This is a genomic window from Haloferax sp. ATCC BAA-644 (genome assembly GCF_000336975.1).
Taxonomy (GTDB): Archaea; Halobacteriota; Halobacteria; order Halobacteriales; family Haloferacaceae; genus Haloferax; species Haloferax volcanii.
This window is the reverse complement of the sequence record NZ_AOLF01000029.1, coordinates 1-16,951: the sequence shown is the minus strand read 5'-3', so window position 1 is coordinate 16,951 and position 16,951 is coordinate 1. Positions and strand designations below refer to the sequence as shown.

At 66.9% G+C, this 16,951-nt stretch carries 20 protein-coding genes, 1 tRNA gene and 1 pseudogene; 6 read left to right on the top strand and 16 right to left on the bottom strand.

Features of this window, described 5'->3' with window-relative positions:
- Positions 1 to 397 precede the first annotated feature (397 nt).
- Positions 398 to 1,942 (top strand): hypothetical protein, encoded by a 1,545-nt coding sequence (locus C458_RS13170; protein WP_008576380.1) that lies wholly within the window; start codon positions 398 to 400, stop codon positions 1,940 to 1,942.
- Between the two features lie 135 nt (positions 1,943 to 2,077).
- Here the strand turns inward: C458_RS13170 and C458_RS13165 are convergent, their stop codons facing one another.
- Both C458_RS13165 and C458_RS13160 read right to left on the bottom strand, forming a co-directional pair.
- Positions 2,078 to 2,488, bottom strand: a complete 411-nt coding sequence (locus C458_RS13165; RefSeq protein ID WP_004061126.1) for a hypothetical protein — start codon at positions 2,486 to 2,488, stop codon at positions 2,078 to 2,080.
- 18 nt (positions 2,489 to 2,506) lie between these two features.
- On the bottom strand, positions 2,507 to 2,884 hold the full coding sequence (locus C458_RS13160; RefSeq protein ID WP_008576377.1) for a hypothetical protein: 378 nt from the start codon (positions 2,882 to 2,884) through the stop codon (positions 2,507 to 2,509).
- A gap of 270 nt (positions 2,885 to 3,154) precedes the next feature.
- Between C458_RS13160 and C458_RS13155 the strand changes: the two genes are divergently transcribed.
- Together C458_RS13155 and C458_RS13150 are read left to right on the top strand one after the other, a co-directional pair.
- The gene (locus tag C458_RS13155) at positions 3,155 to 4,345 is read left to right on the top strand and encodes a redox-regulated ATPase YchF (protein WP_008576376.1); all 1,191 of its coding nucleotides are present in this window, start codon (positions 3,155 to 3,157) and stop codon (positions 4,343 to 4,345) included.
- Between the two features lie 54 nt (positions 4,346 to 4,399).
- Positions 4,400 to 4,792, top strand: coding sequence for a hypothetical protein (locus C458_RS13150; RefSeq protein ID WP_008576374.1), 393 nt, complete (start codon positions 4,400 to 4,402; stop codon positions 4,790 to 4,792).
- Positions 4,793 to 4,840: 48 nt separating this feature from the next.
- Here C458_RS13150 and C458_RS13145 read toward each other — a convergent pair whose 3' ends face one another.
- The gene (locus C458_RS13145; protein ID WP_008576373.1) at positions 4,841 to 5,440 is read right to left on the bottom strand and encodes a GNAT family N-acetyltransferase; all 600 of its coding nucleotides are present in this window, start codon (positions 5,438 to 5,440) and stop codon (positions 4,841 to 4,843) included.
- Positions 5,441 to 5,548: 108 nt separating this feature from the next.
- The gene (locus tag C458_RS13140; RefSeq protein ID WP_008576371.1) at positions 5,549 to 6,862 is read right to left on the bottom strand and encodes a 5'-deoxyadenosine deaminase; all 1,314 of its coding nucleotides are present in this window, start codon (positions 6,860 to 6,862) and stop codon (positions 5,549 to 5,551) included.
- 371 nt (positions 6,863 to 7,233) lie between these two features.
- Between C458_RS13140 and C458_RS13135 the strand changes: the two genes are divergently transcribed.
- Positions 7,234 to 7,953, top strand: a complete 720-nt coding sequence (locus tag C458_RS13135) for a helix-turn-helix domain-containing protein (RefSeq protein ID WP_008576369.1) — start codon at positions 7,234 to 7,236, stop codon at positions 7,951 to 7,953.
- Positions 7,954 to 8,022: 69 nt separating this feature from the next.
- Here C458_RS13135 and C458_RS13130 read toward each other — a convergent pair.
- From C458_RS13130 to thyA, 9 genes are all read right to left on the bottom strand, one after another.
- Positions 8,023 to 8,097, bottom strand: a tRNA-Glu gene (locus tag C458_RS13130).
- A gap of 84 nt (positions 8,098 to 8,181) precedes the next feature.
- Positions 8,182 to 9,339 (bottom strand): amidohydrolase family protein, encoded by a 1,158-nt coding sequence (locus C458_RS13125; protein ID WP_008576367.1) that lies wholly within the window; start codon positions 9,337 to 9,339, stop codon positions 8,182 to 8,184.
- Between the two features lie 96 nt (positions 9,340 to 9,435).
- The gene (locus C458_RS13120; protein WP_008576366.1) at positions 9,436 to 10,299 is read right to left on the bottom strand and encodes an MOSC domain-containing protein; all 864 of its coding nucleotides are present in this window, start codon (positions 10,297 to 10,299) and stop codon (positions 9,436 to 9,438) included.
- Complete coding sequence (psmA2, locus tag C458_RS13115) at positions 10,300 to 11,058, bottom strand: proteasome subunit alpha (RefSeq protein ID WP_008576365.1); 759 nt, start codon at positions 11,056 to 11,058, stop codon at positions 10,300 to 10,302.
- Positions 11,059 to 11,216: 158 nt separating this feature from the next.
- The gene (locus C458_RS13110; RefSeq protein WP_004061144.1) at positions 11,217 to 11,399 is read right to left on the bottom strand and encodes an HVO_2922 family protein; all 183 of its coding nucleotides are present in this window, start codon (positions 11,397 to 11,399) and stop codon (positions 11,217 to 11,219) included.
- A gap of 75 nt (positions 11,400 to 11,474) precedes the next feature.
- A complete protein-coding gene (locus tag C458_RS13105) occupies positions 11,475 to 12,395 on the bottom strand; it encodes a hypothetical protein (RefSeq protein WP_008576364.1) in 921 nt (306 codons plus the stop codon).
- Between the two features lie 117 nt (positions 12,396 to 12,512).
- Entirely contained in the window at positions 12,513 to 12,716 is a 204-nt protein-coding gene (locus C458_RS13100; RefSeq protein ID WP_008576362.1) for a DUF4177 domain-containing protein, read from the bottom strand.
- Positions 12,709 to 13,308, bottom strand: coding sequence for a dihydrofolate reductase (locus C458_RS13095; RefSeq protein ID WP_008576361.1), 600 nt, complete (start codon positions 13,306 to 13,308; stop codon positions 12,709 to 12,711). Before C458_RS13095 ends, C458_RS13100 begins: the two co-directional genes overlap by 8 nt.
- Positions 13,305 to 14,303 (bottom strand): thymidylate synthase, encoded by a 999-nt coding sequence (thyA, locus tag C458_RS13090; RefSeq protein ID WP_008576360.1) that lies wholly within the window; start codon positions 14,301 to 14,303, stop codon positions 13,305 to 13,307. Before thyA ends, C458_RS13095 begins: the two co-directional genes overlap by 4 nt.
- 116 nt (positions 14,304 to 14,419) lie before the next feature.
- Between thyA and C458_RS13085 the strand changes: the two genes are divergently transcribed.
- The gene (locus C458_RS13085; protein WP_008576359.1) at positions 14,420 to 14,998 is read left to right on the top strand and encodes an MBL fold metallo-hydrolase; all 579 of its coding nucleotides are present in this window, start codon (positions 14,420 to 14,422) and stop codon (positions 14,996 to 14,998) included.
- A 27-nt stretch (positions 14,999 to 15,025) separates the two neighbouring features.
- Here C458_RS13085 and C458_RS13080 read toward each other — a convergent pair whose 3' ends face one another.
- Entirely contained in the window at positions 15,026 to 15,784 is a 759-nt protein-coding gene (locus C458_RS13080) for an SDR family oxidoreductase (RefSeq protein WP_008576358.1), read from the bottom strand.
- A gap of 101 nt (positions 15,785 to 15,885) precedes the next feature.
- Positions 15,886 to 16,176 carry a DUF5827 family protein gene (locus tag C458_RS13075; protein ID WP_008576357.1) on the bottom strand — a complete coding sequence of 97 codons (291 nt, stop codon included), beginning with the start codon at positions 16,174 to 16,176 and terminating at the stop codon, positions 15,886 to 15,888.
- 164 nt (positions 16,177 to 16,340) lie between these two features.
- Between C458_RS13075 and C458_RS13070 the strand changes: the two genes are divergently transcribed.
- Positions 16,341 to 16,763, top strand: coding sequence for a hypothetical protein (locus C458_RS13070; RefSeq protein WP_049896909.1), 423 nt, complete (start codon positions 16,341 to 16,343; stop codon positions 16,761 to 16,763).
- 99 nt (positions 16,764 to 16,862) lie between these two features.
- Here the strand turns inward: C458_RS13070 and C458_RS18170 are convergent.
- Positions 16,863 to 16,951: pseudogene (locus C458_RS18170) on the bottom strand (superoxide dismutase); the annotation flags it as partial.

Below are 16,951 nucleotides of genomic sequence, written 5' to 3'. Positions count from 1 at the left end.
GTACTGGAGTGAGCGATCCTCTGGGAAATCCAGTTCGCCGCCCCCACTCATACTTCACAAAGCCCACTGGACACCGCGTCCAGTGGGCTTTGTTCATTTTATGCAGAGCGGCACGCACGGTCGTTCAGCGACTCGCACCCACTCCGACCCCGCCGAGTCGCATCTCCCATCGTCCGAGAGTGGCAACGCTCTCGTCGAGCACACCGGGTCGGCCGACAGCCGCTCGCGTTCGACTGCGAGGGCGTTTCGATACAACTTGATCGCCCGTTCGGCACGAAATGGATGAAATCGCCAGACGACGCCCCGATTTCGAACGCGTTGATTGGGGTGAAATTCAGCGAAAACCGGGGTTACGATTCTCCCCTTTTACCGTATCGGGGTTAGAAGGAAGGGTTGCATGCGCGGCAGCAAACACTTCACCGTAGTCATGGTCGTTGCGATGCTCGCCGTCGCGGTGGTCCCCGGGGCCGTCGGAGCAGCGAGCTCCGATGCCCTCCAGGTCGGCATCACGCAGGACGCCGACACGGGCGACGCGACAGTGACCGTGACGCGGAACGAGACGGCCGTCGAGAACGCGACGGTCGTCGTCGAATCGAGCGGTAACTACGCCGGAAACGGAACGTACGCGACGGGGACGAACGGCACCGTCGACCTCCCCAATCCGCAGGAACGCGTGAACGCGACGGTCACCGTTACTGAGGGGAGCAACACGACCACCTCGTCCGTCGTCCTCGTCCCGCTCGGCGAGTCTCTCGATGTCTCCGTCGAGGTTGATGACGCTAACGACACGGTCGTCGCCACCGTCACCCAGTACGGTGACGCCGTCGAAGGCGCGTCAGTCATGGTTAACGGGACGGACTACGCCGGCAACGGCACGTACGAGACGGACGCAAACGGAACCATCGAGGTTGTCGAGCCGACGACCACGACGAACCTGACGTTCGTTGCGATGGACGGCGACCTCACCGCCGAGACGACGGTCGCGGTCGAGGGCGACGACCTCTCGGTCTCCGCCGAGGTTGACGACGCCAACGACACGGTCATCGCGACCGTCACGCAGGCCGGCGACCCCGTCGAGAACGCCTCGGTTCAGGTCAACGGGACGGACTACGCGGGCAACGGCACGTACGAGACGGACGCAAACGGAACCATCGAGGTTGTCGAGCCGACGACCACGACGAACCTGACGTTCGTTGCGACCGCCGACGGTCTCACCGCGGAGACGACGGTCGAAGTCGAGGCTGACGACCTCAACATCGCCGTCTCGCAGGACGAAAACGAGTCGGTCACCATCACCGTGACCGAAGACGGTGACCCCGTCGAGAACGCCTCGGTCGCGGTCGACGGGAACTACACGGACGCGGGCGAGTACGAGACAGACGCGGACGGTACGGTTGACCTTATCTCGCCGTTGCAGACCGTCACGGTCGACGTGGCAGCCGAGCACGACGGCCTCACCGCCGAGACGACCGTCACCCTGCAGGGTGAGGTCGCCGCCGAGGACCCGTTCGGACAGCTCGTCAGCAGCTTCGTCGAGCGTCTCAAGGACACGGGTAGCGACGGCCCGCTCGGGCAGGCCGTCTCCGACTTCGTGACCGAGAACAACCCGGGTAACGCGGACGACAAGCGTCCGGACCACGCCGGTCCGCAGAACGGCGACGACGCTGACGGCGACGAGGACGCGCCCGGTAACTCCGGCAACGCCAAGAACGGTAACGGCGGCCCGCCGGAGCACGCGAACAACGATAAGGCGAGCGACGAGGAAGACGAAGAGACCGACGAAACCGAGCAGGCCGACGACGAGGAGTCTGAGACCGCAGACGACGCTGACGACGAGTCAGACGATGACGACTCGGACGATTCGGACGACTCGGATGACTCGGATGACGAATCGAACGGCAACGGTAACGGCGGTGGCCCGCCGGACCACGCCAACAACTAACTAATATACGTTCCCACGCAGCGAGCGTGGGGTTCGGGCTTCACCCTTCCGCGTCCGGGCGGGTACTGTGGATCAGAGGCACCCCATCCCGCTACGCCCCCGACCGTCGTTGTCAGAGGCTGACGGTCGGGCTACTCACTCGCCCGACGCGACTCTTTCTATCGAAACGTCACCGAGCGCGGCGACGAGCGCCGGGTCGGCGTCGAACCGTCGAACCGCGAGCCGCGCGCCCGCGACCACGAGGTCGTCGTCGACGCGGGCGGGAGCGCCGCTGGGATACCACGCCGAATCGTCGGATGCGCGGACGCTCGCCCGGAGCGACTCGCGGAGGCGACGGTGCGCGAACAGCGTCGAGACGAACGCGAGCGACGCCGCGAGCGTGACGCCGCCACCGTCGAACGCTGCGTCGGTCGCTTCCGTTCTGGCCGTTTCGAGCGCGCCCGCGACGGCGAGCGACTGTCTCGCGTGGTCGTCGTCGGTGAGCGCGCGACTGAGCGCGGCGTCTTGCATCTCGCGAATCGCAGTCTCAGTCGTGGGGTCGGTCATCGGTGACGCCGAGTCGGGTCACGCGCCGTCGAGCGGCGGCACGCGGAGGGGGTGGTCGACGACGGTCTCGTCCGGTCGGAGCGTCACCGTGCCGAGAAACACCGTCTCGCCCTCGGCGGCGTTGGTCGCGACGGTCTGGAGCGTCGCCCGCTGGTCGAGTTGCTCCCAGGTGACGCGTTCGACGAGGCGCTGGAACGCGTCGGGGTCGGTCCACCCCGAGTCGATGTCGGACGGGACGTTGACCACGAAACGGAGTTCGGTCTCGGTGACGTGGATACCGACGCGGAACGTGTCCGCGTCGGTCGCGCCGTCCGACGAGGAGTCGGTGGTCGCCGCGCCGGAGTCCGCAGTCGACGCGGATGCGGGTTCGCTCGCCGTCTCGTCGGGGTCGGTCATGCCCGGCAGTCGGGGACGTGAAGACAAAGATGCACCGGACGGCGTCGTCGCGCCGACTCATCGGATGATGACGAGGAGACCTCCGACACCGAACCGGACCCTGCTGCTGTCCGCTCCGAACCCGACGACGGCGTCACCTCTCCGGCGCTCGAACCCGGGAGTCGAGCGCGGAGAATCACCCTGCTCGGCCCCGGTAGCGTGTGAATTTCACGCACAGCGAGGCGAACGTCGAACGGTTATTAGCGTTCGAGACACCAGTCCGACCAACGAATGAGTTACAAGATCGGTCTCGTCGGAAAACCGTCCGTCGGGAAGTCGAGTTTCTTCAACGCGGCGACGATGAACGACGTACCCGAGGGCGCGTATCCGTTTACGACTATCGACCCCTCCATCGGCGAGGCGTACGTCCGCGTCGAGTGTGCGGCCCCGGAGTTCGACGAGTCGTGTACGCCCTCGGTCGGCTACTGCGACCACGGAATGCGGTTCGTCCCCGTCAAGCTCGTGGACGTGGCGGGGCTCATCCCCGGTGCGCACGAGGGAAAGGGCCTCGGAAACCAGTTCCTCACCGACCTCAACGAGGCGGACGTGCTCGTCCACGTCGTCGACTTCTCCGGTGAGACGGACATCGAAGGCGAGGCGACGGAGGGCCACGACCCCCGCGAGGACATCGGCTTCCTCGAAAACGAACTGGACATGTGGTACCTCGATGTCTTAGAGAAAGGTATCGACCGCTACCGCTCGGGCTATCACGGCGAGGACAAAGATATCGAAGTCGACCTCGCGGAGCAGATGTCCGCGTTCAAGACGAACAAGGACGAAATCAAGCAGATAATCCTTTCTCTCGGCTTGGAACTCGACCCCGACGAATGGGACGACGCCGACAAGGAGTCGCTCGCCCGCGAGATTCGAAAGCGCACGAAGCCAATCATCATCGCGGCGAACAAGATGGACAAGCCGGTTTCCCAGGAGAACTACGAGGAAATCACGGCCGATTCGGACTACGAACACCTGACGTTCGTCCCGACCTCGGCACACGCCGAAAAGGCGCTGAAGAAGGCCGACGAGGGCGGCGTCGTCGATTACCGCCCCGGCGACGACGACTTCGACATCGTCGGCGACGTGAGCGACGAACAGGAGGCGGGCCTCGAACAGATTCGCGAGTTCGTCACCGAGTTCGGCGGCACGGGCGTCCAGCAGTCGCTCGAAAACGCGCTGTTCGACGTGATGGGAGCGATTGCCATCTTCCCCGGCAGCGCCAACGGCAAGAGCGACTCGCAGGGCGTCTTCCGCGACTGCTTTATCCTGCCCGAGGGTTCGACGACCGAGGACTTCGCGTACCATCTGCATTCGGACATCGGCGACGGCCTCCTCCACGGCATCGACTGTCACTCGAAGCGCCAAATCGGGTCTGACCACGAGCTTTCGCACCGCGACGTGGTCGAAATCGTCTCGACCAACTGACTCTCTCGGACGCCAACCGCAACACCGTTATATCCGTGGACGTAGGACCCGGGTATGGGTGAGGCCGAAACGACGGCCGCGACGCTCGACGTCGAGATTGGGGGTCTCGGCGGCGAGGTAACGCTGGCCGACTTGTTCCCGTCGCCGTGGGTCGAGTCACATTGTGAGGCGGCATCGATTAGTGAATTCCTCGAAGAAAGCGGATTCGCGGTCGCGGATCAGGATTCTTTCGAGTCGATACCGACCCACGAGTTGGACCGGTACGTCGACGCGAACACCGAGTTCGACGACTGGCAGGGGATGCTTTCCGCCGGCGTCGAGCGCTACGTACTCGAACAGGGAGCGACGGGCGAAGCAGCCGCCGACGCGGCAGACGAAGTCGAGGCGGCCGAGGAAGGCGACTCGGCGGACGCCGAGACTGAAGACTCCCTCGAAGCCGGCGTCTGAACGCGACCGAGTCGGACGACGGGAGTTGACTCAGTTCGGGTGGAACCGTTATGCGCTGTTTTCGACGAGCGCCGCACCGCGGGTAAGCGCGTCGTCCCACCAGTCACGGTCGCGAGCGTCGGCGACGGACAGCGGCGCGTCGGGGTCGTCGGGCCGGTCGCCGAGGTCGAGGCTCCACCACTCCACGTCGTGCCACGCGTCGTGTTTGTAGCCGACGCGCTCGAAACGGCCGACGCGCTCGAAGCCGAACGACTCGTGGAAGGCGATGCTCGCGGGGTTCGGCGTCGTGATGACGGCGACGGCCGAGGCGTAGCCCTGCCGTTCGAGCAGGTCCAAAAGCGCCGTGTAGAGGCCGCGGGCGACGCCGCGGCGCTGGAACTCAGGGCGGACGTAAATCGATGTCTCGACGGTCCACTGGTAGGCGATGCGCTCTCGAATCGCCCCGGCGTAGGCGTAGCCGGCCACCTCGCCGTCGAGTTCGCAGACGAGCCACGGGTAGTCGGTCTTCTGCTCCAGTTTCGTTTCGAGGTCCGCGACGCTCGGCGGGTCGTAGGCGAACGAAATCGCGGTGTCTTCGACGAACGGCGCGTAAATCTCCCGAATTGCGGGGAGGTCGGACGGCGTCGCCGCGCGGAGTCGGACGGTCATGACTCAGGTGGCGTCGCGCGGAGAGAAAGAGGCGACGATGGCGGCGGGCCTCGCGGGTGCGGCCGGCCGGTCTCGCGTTCGAGGTGGTCTCGCAGGCGGAGACGCTGTTCAGTCGCTCGTCGGCGCCGAGTCGAGACCGTCGGCGACCGCCCGCGCCCGTTTTCGGATGCCGTCGGCGTCCGCGCGGACGTGTTCGCCCTCGTCGTAGAGCACGTCGCCGTCGACCATGGTGAACACCACGTCGTCGCCGTGGGCGGCGAAGACGAGATGAGACAGCACGTCGTGGAGCGGCGTCGCTCGCGTGCGGTCGGCGTCGATACCGACGATATCGGCCTTCCACCCCTCACGGAGTTCGCCGACGCGGTCGAAGCCGGCGGCTTTCGCGCCGTTGCGGGTCGCCATCTCGAAAACGGTCGCGGCGGGCGTGCTCGTCGGGTCGAGCGCATCGACTTTCTGGAGGAGACTGGCCTGTCGCATCTCGGTGAAGGGGTCGAGCGTGTTGTTACACGGCGGGCCGTCGTTGCCGAGTGCGACGTTGATGCCGCGGTCGAGGTAGTCGGGAATCGGCGCGATACCCGACGCGAGCTTCATGTTCGATGACGGGCAGTAGGTGACGTGCGTGCCGGTCTCTGCGAGCACGTCGCGCTCGGAGTCGTCGGTGTGGACGCAGTGTGCGAGGACGACGTCGTCGCCGGTGAGACCGACTTCGTCGAGCCAGTGGATGTTGCGCATTCCCGTCTCGTCTTCGACCGTCTCGATTTCGCTTCGGTTCTCGCTCGCGTGGGTGTGGATGCGGACGCCGTCGTAGCGGTCCGCGAGGTCGCGGACGCCCCGCAGACACGCCTCCGAGCAGGTGACGGCGAACCGCGGCGTGACGGCGTACTGGATGCGCCCGTCGAAACTGTCGTGATAGCGCTCGATGAGGCGCTCGGACTCGGAGAGGCCCGCGTCGGTGTCTTCTTGGAGTCCCTCGGGAGCGTTCGTGTCCATGAGAACCTTCCCGATGCGTCCGCGGATACCCATCTCGCCCGCGGCTTCGAACGCCTGCTCGGCGTGATTGACCGAGAGGTGGTCGACGACCGTCGTCGTCCCGGACTCGATGCATTCGAGGTAGCCGAGTTCGGCGGCGACGCGCATCCCCTCGGCGTCGAGGCCGGCCTCCATCGGGAGTACGTGGTCGAAGAGCCAATCCAAGAGTTCGGTGTCGTCGGCGATACCTCGTCCGAGCGACTGCACCGAGTGGACGTGCCCGCCGACCAGTCCCGGCGCGACGATGCCGAACTCGCGTCGCTCGTGGTTAGGATACCGGTCTGTGAGGTCCGCGTGCGCTCCGACCGCGACGATTCGGTCGCCGTCGACGACGACGGCACCCTCTTCGATGATGGTGGACGCGTCGACGACCACCGTTCCCGCGAGTAACATCCTCGTGCGGGTAGACGACCGGGCGTAAAATAGGTGGTGACCCGGCCGTCGTCCGAGGTTGGTTGGAGCGTTCGAGTGCAGTCGGTGGTGGGGGTGGGGACGGTCGGAACCGGTCCCCGCGGACGAACGAACCAGCGGGACGCGAGCGCGCGTCCGAAAGAGCGGGTGGAAACCACGCCTGACGCGCGGCGTTCGGTGTCCGTTCGTCGTGGTCGCTACTCCGTGCTCAAGTGCCCTCTCAGTTCTGTTGGTATCTGCTAACTTCAGTAAGTGGTGTGCCTCGAAGCCGAGTCTGAATCGGAACGAAGGTAGAACGCGGTCGGTGTCTGATTAGTACCTGCTAAGTCGCTCCGCGACAGAGCGGAAACCGAATGCGCGAGTTCGAATTCGTCGTTCGCTTCTCGGAGGGCACCGACGAGCTAATGGACCTGTTTTACGAGTACCCGAGCCTGCGGTCCCGGTCGTCGGTCTGTTCGTCCACCAGGGACGTGATGTGGCGGGTCGACCACGTCGTCGGCACGCCGGAGGCGCTGTCGGCGTTCGAGGAGGTGTTCCTCGACGAGACGCGGTGTAACGAGTGTCTCGACGCGCCCGACTGCCACACCCATCGCAACTACCACGTCCTCGACCGCTCGGACAACTCGATGACCGTCTACACCTACCGCGAGGAGGTGAGCAACTGCCACTCGATTCCGCGCTACGTCCTCGAACACGTCGGGCCGGGGGTCATCTTCGAGTCGTCCCGCCGCGCGGGCGCGTACCGCTGGCGCATTCTCTATCCCGGCGACCACCCGCTCGGCGAACTGTACGAGACCATCGAGGCGCAGCTCAGAGAGGGACTGCAACTGGACGTCGAACACCTCACGAGCGCCGGTAACTGGGACGCCGAGTCGCGCATCGCGGCCGACCTCTCGTCGGCTCACTGGGAGGCGCTCGAAACCGCCGTCGAACACGGCTACTACGAGCGCCCGCGAAAGGTGACCGTCGAAGACCTCAGCGACGTGCTCGACGTGCCACGTTCGACGGTTCAGTACCGACTGCGAACCGCCGAGGACCTCGTGATGTCGCAACTCGGTGACCCCGACTTGTAGGTGCAGTGCGAAATCGTACCACGTAAAAGCACACGCTCGCTATCGCTCGCGGTTCAAGAGTGAGGGAAGTGCTCCGTCAGGGATTCGAACCCTGGTCATCACCGTGAGAGGGTGATATGATTGGCCGGACTACACCAACAGAGCACGTTGGTACATCACCAGATATTGCTCGCGGTTGTAAAAGGTTGTCGCTTCAAATCGGGTGTGATACCGCCTGCCGTGTTGCGATTAGACGACCCGTTCGCCCTCTCGATACACCTGCCGGACCGTCCGCCACGCGCCGGCGTCCTCGCTCGGGTCGGCGTCGAGGACGACGAGGTCCGCGACGTAGCCCTCGGCGACCTTCCCCACGTCGTCTAACCCGAGGAGGTCCGCGCCGCCGACGGTCGCGGCTTCGAGCGCTTCGGCGGGCGACAGGCCGTACTCGACGAGCAGTTCCATCTCGCGGAGCGCGTTCTCGCCGTGGTCGTTGAACGGCGTGCCCGCGTCGGTGCCCATGGCGATGTTCACGCCGGCGTCGAGCGCGTGGGACCACGCGCCTTCGAAGCGCTCGGCGGCGTCTTCGGCCTTCGAGACGGCCTCCGGCGGGATGCCGGCCTCGACGCCCGCCTCGACGATTTCGCGGACGGCCGAGGCCGTCGGCACCCAGTACGTACCGTTGTCGACCATGAGGTCGGCGGCCTCCTCGTCCATGAACATCCCGTGTTCGACGCTCGAAACCCCCGCGCGGGCGGCGTTTTTGATACCGTCCTCGCCGTGGGCGTGGGCCGCGGTCGGGACGCCCTTCGCGCTCGCGGCCTCCGCGAGGGCGCGAATCTCCGCTTCCGTGAGTTCGGGTGCGCCCGTGACCGCGCCGGTCGTGAGGACGCCGCCGGTCGCGATGCATTTCACCACGTCAGCGCCGCGCTTCAGTTGCTCTCGGGCGGCCTTACGAACCTCGTCCGGACCGTCGGCCTCCCGACCCAACCAGTGGGCGTGGCCGCCGGTCATGGTGATGGGTTCCCCCGCGGCGAGGACGCGCGGCCCGTCGAGCTCGCCGGCGGCGACTGCGGCCTTCGCACTCGTCGCAGTGTTGCCGGGCGAACCGAGGTCGCGGACGGTCGTGACGCCCGCTTCCAGCGTCTTCCGGAGGTTGGCCGCGGCCCGATAGCAGGCGCGTTCGACCGGCTCGGACCGATAGGCAGCCACGTCGGGGCGACCGTCCATCATGAGGTGAACGTGGGCGTCGACGAGTCCCGGCGCGACCACCGCACCCGAGCAGTGTCGCGTCTCGCCTTCGGTCTCGTCGCTGACGGACGCGATGCGCCCGGTCGACTCGTCTATCACCACGTTCGCCTCGCGGGTCCCGTCGGCGTCGACGACCCGCACGCCGGTTAGCGTGAACATATGTGTGTCAACCCGGGCAGGTGACCTAAAGCCGCGGGTGTCAGCGAAGAACAACCGACCGACTGCGAGGCGTTCGAACGCGACGAAACCCGACCCTCACTCGGGGACGATGTCACCGACGGTGACCGCGTCACCGACCGACAGCGTCTCGCCCCACGACGATTCCGGTACCGCGGTGTTGACCATGAGCCGGAAGTCGTGGTCGAACCAGTCGCCGCCGGACCACTCGGGGAGCGTCTCGCGGCGCTTCGTCATGAACGTCGTCCGGAAGTCGGCCGTCTCCGCGCCCGTGTCCGGGTCGCGGCCCGGGACGACACAGCGCTGGCAGGGGTTGACGCCCTCGAAGGCGACCCCGCCGACGCTGAACTCGACGACCGTCCCGCGCCGGTCGAACAGGTGGTCCTCCCAGAACGGCTCGCTCGCGTCGAAGACGAGGTTCGGCCGGAGGCGACGGCGCATCTCGTCGGCGTCGACGCCGTCGAACCACGAGGCGACCGCGTCGAGCGTCCCCGTCGAGATGACCGTCGGCCCGCTGGCCTCGGTGTCGTCGGGGAATCCGCCGGCGGGGTCGCGCCGGAGTTCGACCGGGTAGCCGAAGTACGCCGAGAGCCAGCCGTCGGCCTCGGCTATCGGGCCGTCGTAATCGTCCATCTCGGGGGCCGACAGTTCGACCGTCCCGTCGGCGAGCGAGACGGAACTCCGGATTCGGTGGACCGCCCGCTCGCGCTTTCCGTTGACGTACTCGTCGTCCGCGTCGAAGATGGCGTACTCGCGGTCGCCGCGGAGCCCGCCGTTCTCGACGATGTCGGCGGCGTCGACGAACTCGGCGTCGAGCGACTTCACGGGGTAGACCGCGATGCGGTCGAGCGTCACGGCCGCCGCGCCGGCGGTCGCGCCCGCTTCCGCATCCGTGGCCGCGGCCGCCGAGGTGCTATCGCCGTCCGGGCTCCCGTCTGTCATCTACTCCTCGCTGTCGGCCGTCTCGCCGGACTCGCCGGACTCGTCGTCTTCGGTCGCGTCCGCGAACAGTTCGGCGATGGTCTCCTCGTCGACGATTTCGTAGCCCGCCTCGGAGACGGTGACGAGATTCAGTTCGTCGCTCTCGATTTCCTCGTCGGCCGCGACGAGCGCCTCGACGGCGAGCGCGAGGCCGTCTTCGAGCGACAGGTCCTCGGCGTAGCCGTCTTCGAGGGCGGCCTGCACGTCTTCGCGGTGGCCGCCGATGGCGACCGCCTTCCACTCCTGGGGCGTCCCCGAGGGGTCGGTCGCAAACAGGCGACCCGAGCCGTTTTCGACGCCGCCGATGAGGAGCGACGCGCCGTACGGGCGGGTGCCGCCGGACTGCGTGCTCTCTTGGATGTTGTCGGTGATGGTTTTCGTGAGCGTCTCGACGCCGATTGGCTCGCCGTAGCGCAGGTGCTCGCGCTGGGCGGTCGTCCGCGCGAAGTCCACGAGCTTCCGCGCGTCAGCGACGTGGCCGGCCGTGGCCGCGCCGAGCGCGTCGTCGAGCTTGTGCAGTTTCTCGATGCTTTCGGCTTCCATGAGTTCCGACGGGGTCGACCGGAGCGCCGCCAGCACGACGCCGTCGGCGGTGCGGACGCCGAGAACCGGCGCGCCGCGCTTGACGGCCTCGCGGGCGTACTCGACCTGATAGATGCGTCCGTCGGGGGAGAAAAGCGACGTTCCGCGGTCGTAGGCCTGCTTGTCGTTTCGGTTCATCGTGCGACCTCCTCGCTCGCGTCGGCGACGTTCGTCATTACTCTCCGGTCAGTCCCGGAGGCGGAAAAAGCCTCCACACCCGGCATCGGTGTGGGGTTCGTACTCGAACCGGCGGACTATCCGCCGATTTCAGGCGAACCGAGGCTCGAACCGCGGAACTACGCTTCGATAACGTCCGCGTCGGGCGCGTTCCGCTTGACGCTCTCGATGCCCTGTTTCGCCTTCTGTTTCGACGCGTAGCCCTCGCCCGAGTCGGCGAGGATGTTCCCGTTGTCGTGGACGAGTCGCCAGCGGTACTTGTCGGCCGCGTCGACGAACACCTCGAAGTGCGCCTTGCTCATACGGAGAAACTGTTGTCAGCCGACAAAAATGTATTCGCCGGCGGAGCGTCGCGGTCGATGCGCCAGTCCGGCGGCTCAGGCGGCTTCGGGTTCGAGCGCCTCGGCGTCGACTTCCAGCAGTCGCGTCTCGCAGTCCTCACAGCGGACGACGAACACCTCCCACGACCGGCAGCACGATTCGGCGGTCTCCGAGCCGAACCGGACGCCGCCGCCGCAGGTCGGACAGCTGTTGAGGTAGATGCGGAGCCCTCGCGCCAGCGCGCTCCGCTGTTCGGCCGTCAGCTGGTCCCGGTCGTCGAGGCGACCGTCGAGCGCGGCGTCGGCAGCCACGTCCGCGACGAGCGCGCCGTTCGACTCCCAAGTGCCGAGGGTGGTGCCGTCGGCCATCGCCACGAGCCACCGGCTCCGAGCGCGAGACTCTAGCGTGACATCGGCCTCGTCGACCCCGGTCAAGCGGGCGAGCCACCGTCGAGCGACCGTCTCGTCGGTGCGCGCGATTTCGTCGTTCCACGCCGATTCGAACGCCGGTGCGAGGCGGAGTTCGTCGCCGCTCTCGTCCAACTCCAACGCGCCGGCGTCCATCAAGGTCGCCTCCACGTCGAACGCCGCGACTGACGCGCCATCGCCGTCTAACTGCCCCGATTCGACCTCCTCGCCCGACGATTCGGCGTCAACGTCGTCATCGGCGGCCGACCCAGGAGCGGATGCGGTGGCCCCGACGCGAGTCTGCGTCGGTTCCTTGTCGAACCAGCGGAGGACCCGGTCGGGGAAGTACGTTTTCGTGAGCGTCGGCGTGCCGGGAATCAGGTAGCCGCGGAAGTAAATCGCGCCCGCGAAGAGGGCGAACGAGACGAGCCCGAGCGGCGGCCACGCGACGCCGAGCAACAGACTCAACGCGGCGGCGATGACGACGTTCACGACGGTACAGGGCGTACACCGGTTCTCGCCGGTGTACTCGGGTTGTCGGAGTCGGTCTGCGAGTGTCGAGGCGGTCATAGCGAGGGGAAGCTTCGTTCCCTCTTACGAGGTCGTTCCCGTCAATAAAGCTACTCGTGATGCGTCACGAGAAACACAGGTCGTTCACGAGCGCCCCGTGAGATGACGCCCGGCGTCTCAGCGCTTCGGCCGCTTGAACACGAGCGCCGTCTGCCCGCTGTTCGCGCCGGCGCCGCGCGAGTCGGAAATCGTGTCCACGAGCTCCCAGCCGTCGCCGCCGAGGGAGTTGAGCGCGTCTTCCATCGGGGACGTGTCGCCGCTGAACAGGCCGCCGTCGGCCGTGCGGACGATTTTGTACTCCCACTCGCCCGTGTTAGTCATCGGATTCCTCCGCGCCGCGGTCAGTCGCGGCGGCTTCTCGGTGGCCCTGTTCCCGGCGCTCGTACGTGACGAACGAAAAGCCGTCGCGGTCGTCGCGGTCGATCTCGACCCACTTCCCGCGGTCCCACTCGGGGAACCGCGTGTCGCCTTCGTGGGCCGCGTCGAGCTCGGTGAGCACCAGGCCCGCGGCGCGGTCGAGGAACTGCTCGTAGACGGTCGCGCCGCCGACGACGTACACCGTCTCGACGCCCATCTCGTCGGCCGCGTCCTCGGCGGCGGCGACCGCCGACTCGACCGAATCGACCGCTTCAGCGCCCTCGGGGAGGTCGAGGTCGCGGGTCGTCAGCACGACGCTGTGACGGTCCGGCAGCGGGCCGCCGAGCCGGCGGGCGATGCTCTCGTAGGTCTTGCGACCCATCACGACCGGGTGACCGGTCGTCGTCCGCTTGAACTGTTTGAGGTCCTCGGGGAGGTGCCACGGCATGTCGCCGTCGCGGCCGATGACGCGGTTGTCGGCGACGGCGGCGACGAGGACGAACCGGACCGCTGCGTCGCCCTCGGTTTCGGACCCAGCAGGCGCCTCGCCGCTCATTCGGCCACCGCGAAGCGAATCCCGTCGGCCGGGTCGTAGTCGCGGAGGACGATATCCTCGAACGACAGTTCTTCGAGCGGCACGTCGGCCACGTCGAGCGCGGGGCGCTCGCGCGGTTCGCGCGAGGCCTGCAAGAGCAGTCCGGGGACGTGGTCGTAGTCCTCCTCGCCCTCGGCCTCTTCGGGTGCCGCGTCGAGGAGCCAGTCGCGCACGTCGAGGTAGCCTTCGGGGGAGTCCACGTCGGCGAGGCGCGACTGGAGTTCGTCGAGGTGGTCGCCGTACCACGCGCCGCGCTCGCCGGCCCCGCAGTAGACGTGGGCGTCGACGATAGTGTGGGCGAACGACCCGAGTTCGAAGCCGGCGCGCTGGGCGACGACCTGCGCGAGGATGGCGTACGCCGCGAGGTTGAACGGGACGCCGAGCGCGATGTCGCCGGAGCGCTGGGTCAGATGGAGGTTGAGTTCGTCGCCCTGCACGTTAAAGACGAACGTGTAATGGCAGGGCGGGAGCGTCGAGACGGCGGCGTTGGCGGGGTGCCACGCGTTGATGACCAGCCGGCGCGAGTTCGGGTTCTCGTCGAGCGTGTCGAGGACGTACGCGAGCTGGTCGAACGTCCCCTCGTCGTTCATCCAGCGGTGGCCGTCGTCGGGCCACGCCTCGCCCGCAAGCCCCTCCTCGGGGACCGGGTAGCGCCGCCAGAACCGGCCGTAGGCCGTGTCGAGGTGGCCCTCCCCGTCGGCCCACGCGTCCCAGATGCCCGTCTCCTCGCGGAGGGTGCGGATATGTTCCTCGCCGGAGAGATACCACAGCAGTTCGTGGATGAGGGAGTTCCAGCGGAAGCCCGAGAGGTCCTTCGTCGTGAGCAGCGGAAAGCCCTCCTGGAGGTCGACGGTGTAGTGCTTCGAGAAGCCCGAGATGGTGTCGACGCCCGTTCGATTCGGTTTGTGCTGCCCGGTTCCGAGAACGTCCGTGACGAGGTCGAGATATTGGCGCATGAGAGGTGCCCTGGTTGGGTGTTGGTCGTCGTCGGTCCCTCTAAATCCTACCGTCCTCGGCCCGGAGTTCCGCAGCGCCCACAACACCGAATACCCCGCTTTTCGTACCCGTGACCATGATTCGCAATCTCGCAGGAGACATCCGTGCCTTCACGAGCAACGTCTTTCTCGTCGACGGCGAGACCACCGCGCTCGTGGACACCGGGGCGAACTTCGACGTGGTGCCGACGGTCCGCGAGGTCACCGACTCGCTCGACGCGGTGTACCTCACCCACACGCACCCCGACCACATCGGCAACGTCGACGCCGTCCGCGAGGCGTTCGACGTGCAGACGTGGGGCTACGACACCGGCAACCTCGCCGTAGACAGGCGCATCGACGACGGCGAGCGCGTCCAAATCGGTGACGACGTGTTCGAGGCGGTCCACACGCCGGGCCACAAGGACGACCACCTCTGCTTTTTCTCCCGCGGGTCGGGCGTCTGCTTCGCGGGCGACCTCGTCTTCGCCGACGGCGGGTTCGGTCGGACCGACCTCCCCGAGGGCGACCGCGGCGCGCTCGTCGAGAGCATCGACCGCCTGCGCGAGGTCGTCGGCGGCGACCTGATCGAACTCCACACCGGCCACGGACCGAGCGTCACGACTCGCCCGAGCGAGGACCTCGAACTCGCGTCGAAGGCGGCGCGGACGAGGTGAACCGTCGCCTCGCCGCGTCACCTCGCGCTAGCGGCTCGTGTAGCCGCCGTCGACGGTGAGCGCCTCGCCGGTCGTGAACGACGCGCCGTCCGAACAGAGCCAGACGACCGCGGAGGCGATTTCGTCGACGTCGCCGAGGCGGTTCATCGGGTGGAGCGACTCGATTCCCTGCCGCGCCTCGGGGTCGTCGAGGCCGCCTTCCCCGAGCAGCGGCGTGTCGACGAACCCCGGGCACACCGCGTTGACGCGGACGCCCTGTTCGGCGTACTCGATGGCCGCGGTCTTCGTTAGCCCGAGGACGCCGTGCTTCGCGGCGACGTACGGGGCCGCGTTCGCGAAGCCGACTTTCCCGAGAATCGACGCCATGTTGACGACGACGCCGCCGTCGCCGTCGAGCATCGCGGGAATCTCGTGTCGCATCGACCGCCAGACGCCGTTGAGGTTCACGTCGACGACCCCTTGCCACTCGTCGGCCGAGAGGTCGGCGGTCGGTTTCTGCGGACCGCCGATGCCCGCGTTGTTGCAGGCGAAGTCGAGTCGGCCGTACTCGGAGACAGCCGTGTCGACCAGCGCGGCGACGGCGTCGTCGTCCGTCACGTCCGTCTCGACGAATATCGCCGTCCCGCCGGCTTCTTCGATGCGTGCGACGGTCTCCTCGCCGCCCTCGACGTTCACGTCGGAGACGACGACGCGCGCGCCTGCCGCGGCGAACGCCTCCGCCGTCGCGCGACCGATTCCAGAGCTAGCGCCGGTCACGACCGCGACTTCGGTGTCGAACTGAGTCATCGTACGAGAGAGAACACACCTACCTGACAGATAACCGTTTGTGCGACTCTCACGCCGGAAGAATATCGGGAACGGCGAGCCACGCGGTGTGAGTGCGGTCGTTATTCCTCGTCTTCCTCGGGGACTGCATCGGGATGGAGGCCGAAGTAACCCGGTTCGTCGCTCCGCGGATCGTTGATGACGAAGTCCTCTTGGTTGGCGACGATCCACGGAATCGTCCACTGGATGATGCGGTCTTCGGTCTCCTCGGCGAGGTCGTCCTGCGGCGACAGCCCCTGCATCAGGCGGGCGATTTCGCCCACTGTGTACATGTAGTCGGGGTCGAGGATGTCGGCGGGTTCGTACAGGAGATACCCGTAGAGGGTGTCGAAGTCGTCTTTCGGCTTGGGCATGCGTGCGCTTCTCGGCCGACGGGCAAAACCCCGACGACCGCGGGCGGCGGGCGAGGAGCATCGGCGGCGACGGCAGTGCGACTGACGAGCGTGCCCATCGCTCCCTTACAGCCCTCGACGACCCCATAAGTAGGCTTATGAGCCGTGACGCCAGACCCGAAACGATGAGCGACGCCGCCGCACGACTCGTCGAGGCCTTCCGTAGCTTCGGCGGGGACGACCTCCGCGACCTCTGGGTCTTCGACCACCACGGGTACGAACACCTCTACGTCAGAGAGGACGTGTCCGATGCGCTCGAATGTCTCGACATCTCGCAGTTCATCGACAACGAGCGGTTCGGATACGTCACGAGAGACACCTACGAGACGCTGTACTACGCGGACTACGGCTACACCGTCCGCGGGTTCGACTCGTTCGAGCAGTTTCGGACCTTCGTCGGCGACCGCCCCACCGGAATCCTCGCCGGGTTCGACCGCGGGGTTGGCCGCGACTTCGCCGCCCTGCACGACCGCGTCTGCGCGCTGAACGACGAGTTCGACGGGGCGGACCTGTTCAGCGACCCGACCGTCCGCGACCGACAGCCCTGAGGACGAGCGGAGCGCACCCGCGGACTGATTTGATTCGATTCGCGGACAGCGCCGCCGCTGACGGCGTTGCGTCCGAAAGAAAAGTCGGGATGACCGGGTTTACTCGAAGAGTTCGACGGCCTGGTCGTAGCGGGCGGCGGGTTCGTCCCAGTCGACGACCTCGAAGAACGCGGAGACGAAGTCGCCGC

Excerpts from the sequence above, each read along its gene's own strand:
- C458_RS13145 (WP_008576373.1), bottom strand. The coding sequence starts at position 5,440 with ATGACCGTCCGACTCCGCGCGGCGACGCCGTCCGACCTCCCCGCAATT.
- C458_RS13140 (WP_008576371.1), bottom strand. The coding sequence starts at position 6,862 with ATGTTACTCGCGGGAACGGTGGTCGTCGACGCGTCCACCATCATCGAA.
- C458_RS13125 (WP_008576367.1), bottom strand. The coding sequence starts at position 9,339 with ATGTTCACGCTAACCGGCGTGCGGGTCGTCGACGCCGACGGGACCCGC.
- thyA (WP_008576360.1), bottom strand. The coding sequence starts at position 14,303 with ATGCGCCAATATCTCGACCTCGTCACGGACGTTCTCGGAACCGGGCAG.
- C458_RS13135 (WP_008576369.1), top strand. The coding sequence starts at position 7,234 with ATGCGCGAGTTCGAATTCGTCGTTCGCTTCTCGGAGGGCACCGACGAG.
- C458_RS13085 (WP_008576359.1), top strand. The coding sequence starts at position 14,420 with ATGATTCGCAATCTCGCAGGAGACATCCGTGCCTTCACGAGCAACGTC.
- C458_RS13150 (WP_008576374.1), top strand. The coding sequence starts at position 4,400 with ATGGGTGAGGCCGAAACGACGGCCGCGACGCTCGACGTCGAGATTGGG.
- C458_RS13170 (WP_008576380.1), top strand. The coding sequence starts at position 398 with ATGCGCGGCAGCAAACACTTCACCGTAGTCATGGTCGTTGCGATGCTC.
- C458_RS13155 (WP_008576376.1), top strand. The coding sequence starts at position 3,155 with ATGAGTTACAAGATCGGTCTCGTCGGAAAACCGTCCGTCGGGAAGTCG.
- C458_RS13105 (WP_008576364.1), bottom strand. The coding sequence starts at position 12,395 with ATGACCGCCTCGACACTCGCAGACCGACTCCGACAACCCGAGTACACC.
- C458_RS13165 (WP_004061126.1), bottom strand. The coding sequence starts at position 2,488 with ATGACCGACCCCACGACTGAGACTGCGATTCGCGAGATGCAAGACGCC.
- C458_RS13100 (WP_008576362.1), bottom strand. The coding sequence starts at position 12,716 with ATGACTAACACGGGCGAGTGGGAGTACAAAATCGTCCGCACGGCCGAC.
- psmA2 (WP_008576365.1), bottom strand. The coding sequence starts at position 11,058 with ATGAACCGAAACGACAAGCAGGCCTACGACCGCGGAACGTCGCTTTTC.
- C458_RS13120 (WP_008576366.1), bottom strand. The coding sequence starts at position 10,299 with ATGACAGACGGGAGCCCGGACGGCGATAGCACCTCGGCGGCCGCGGCC.
- C458_RS13080 (WP_008576358.1), bottom strand. The coding sequence starts at position 15,784 with ATGACTCAGTTCGACACCGAAGTCGCGGTCGTGACCGGCGCTAGCTCT.
- C458_RS13075 (WP_008576357.1), bottom strand. The coding sequence starts at position 16,176 with ATGCCCAAGCCGAAAGACGACTTCGACACCCTCTACGGGTATCTCCTG.
- C458_RS13110 (WP_004061144.1), bottom strand. The coding sequence starts at position 11,399 with ATGAGCAAGGCGCACTTCGAGGTGTTCGTCGACGCGGCCGACAAGTAC.
- C458_RS13095 (WP_008576361.1), bottom strand. The coding sequence starts at position 13,308 with ATGAGCGGCGAGGCGCCTGCTGGGTCCGAAACCGAGGGCGACGCAGCG.
- C458_RS13070 (WP_049896909.1), top strand. The coding sequence starts at position 16,341 with ATGAGCGACGCCGCCGCACGACTCGTCGAGGCCTTCCGTAGCTTCGGC.
- C458_RS13160 (WP_008576377.1), bottom strand. The coding sequence starts at position 2,884 with ATGACCGACCCCGACGAGACGGCGAGCGAACCCGCATCCGCGTCGACT.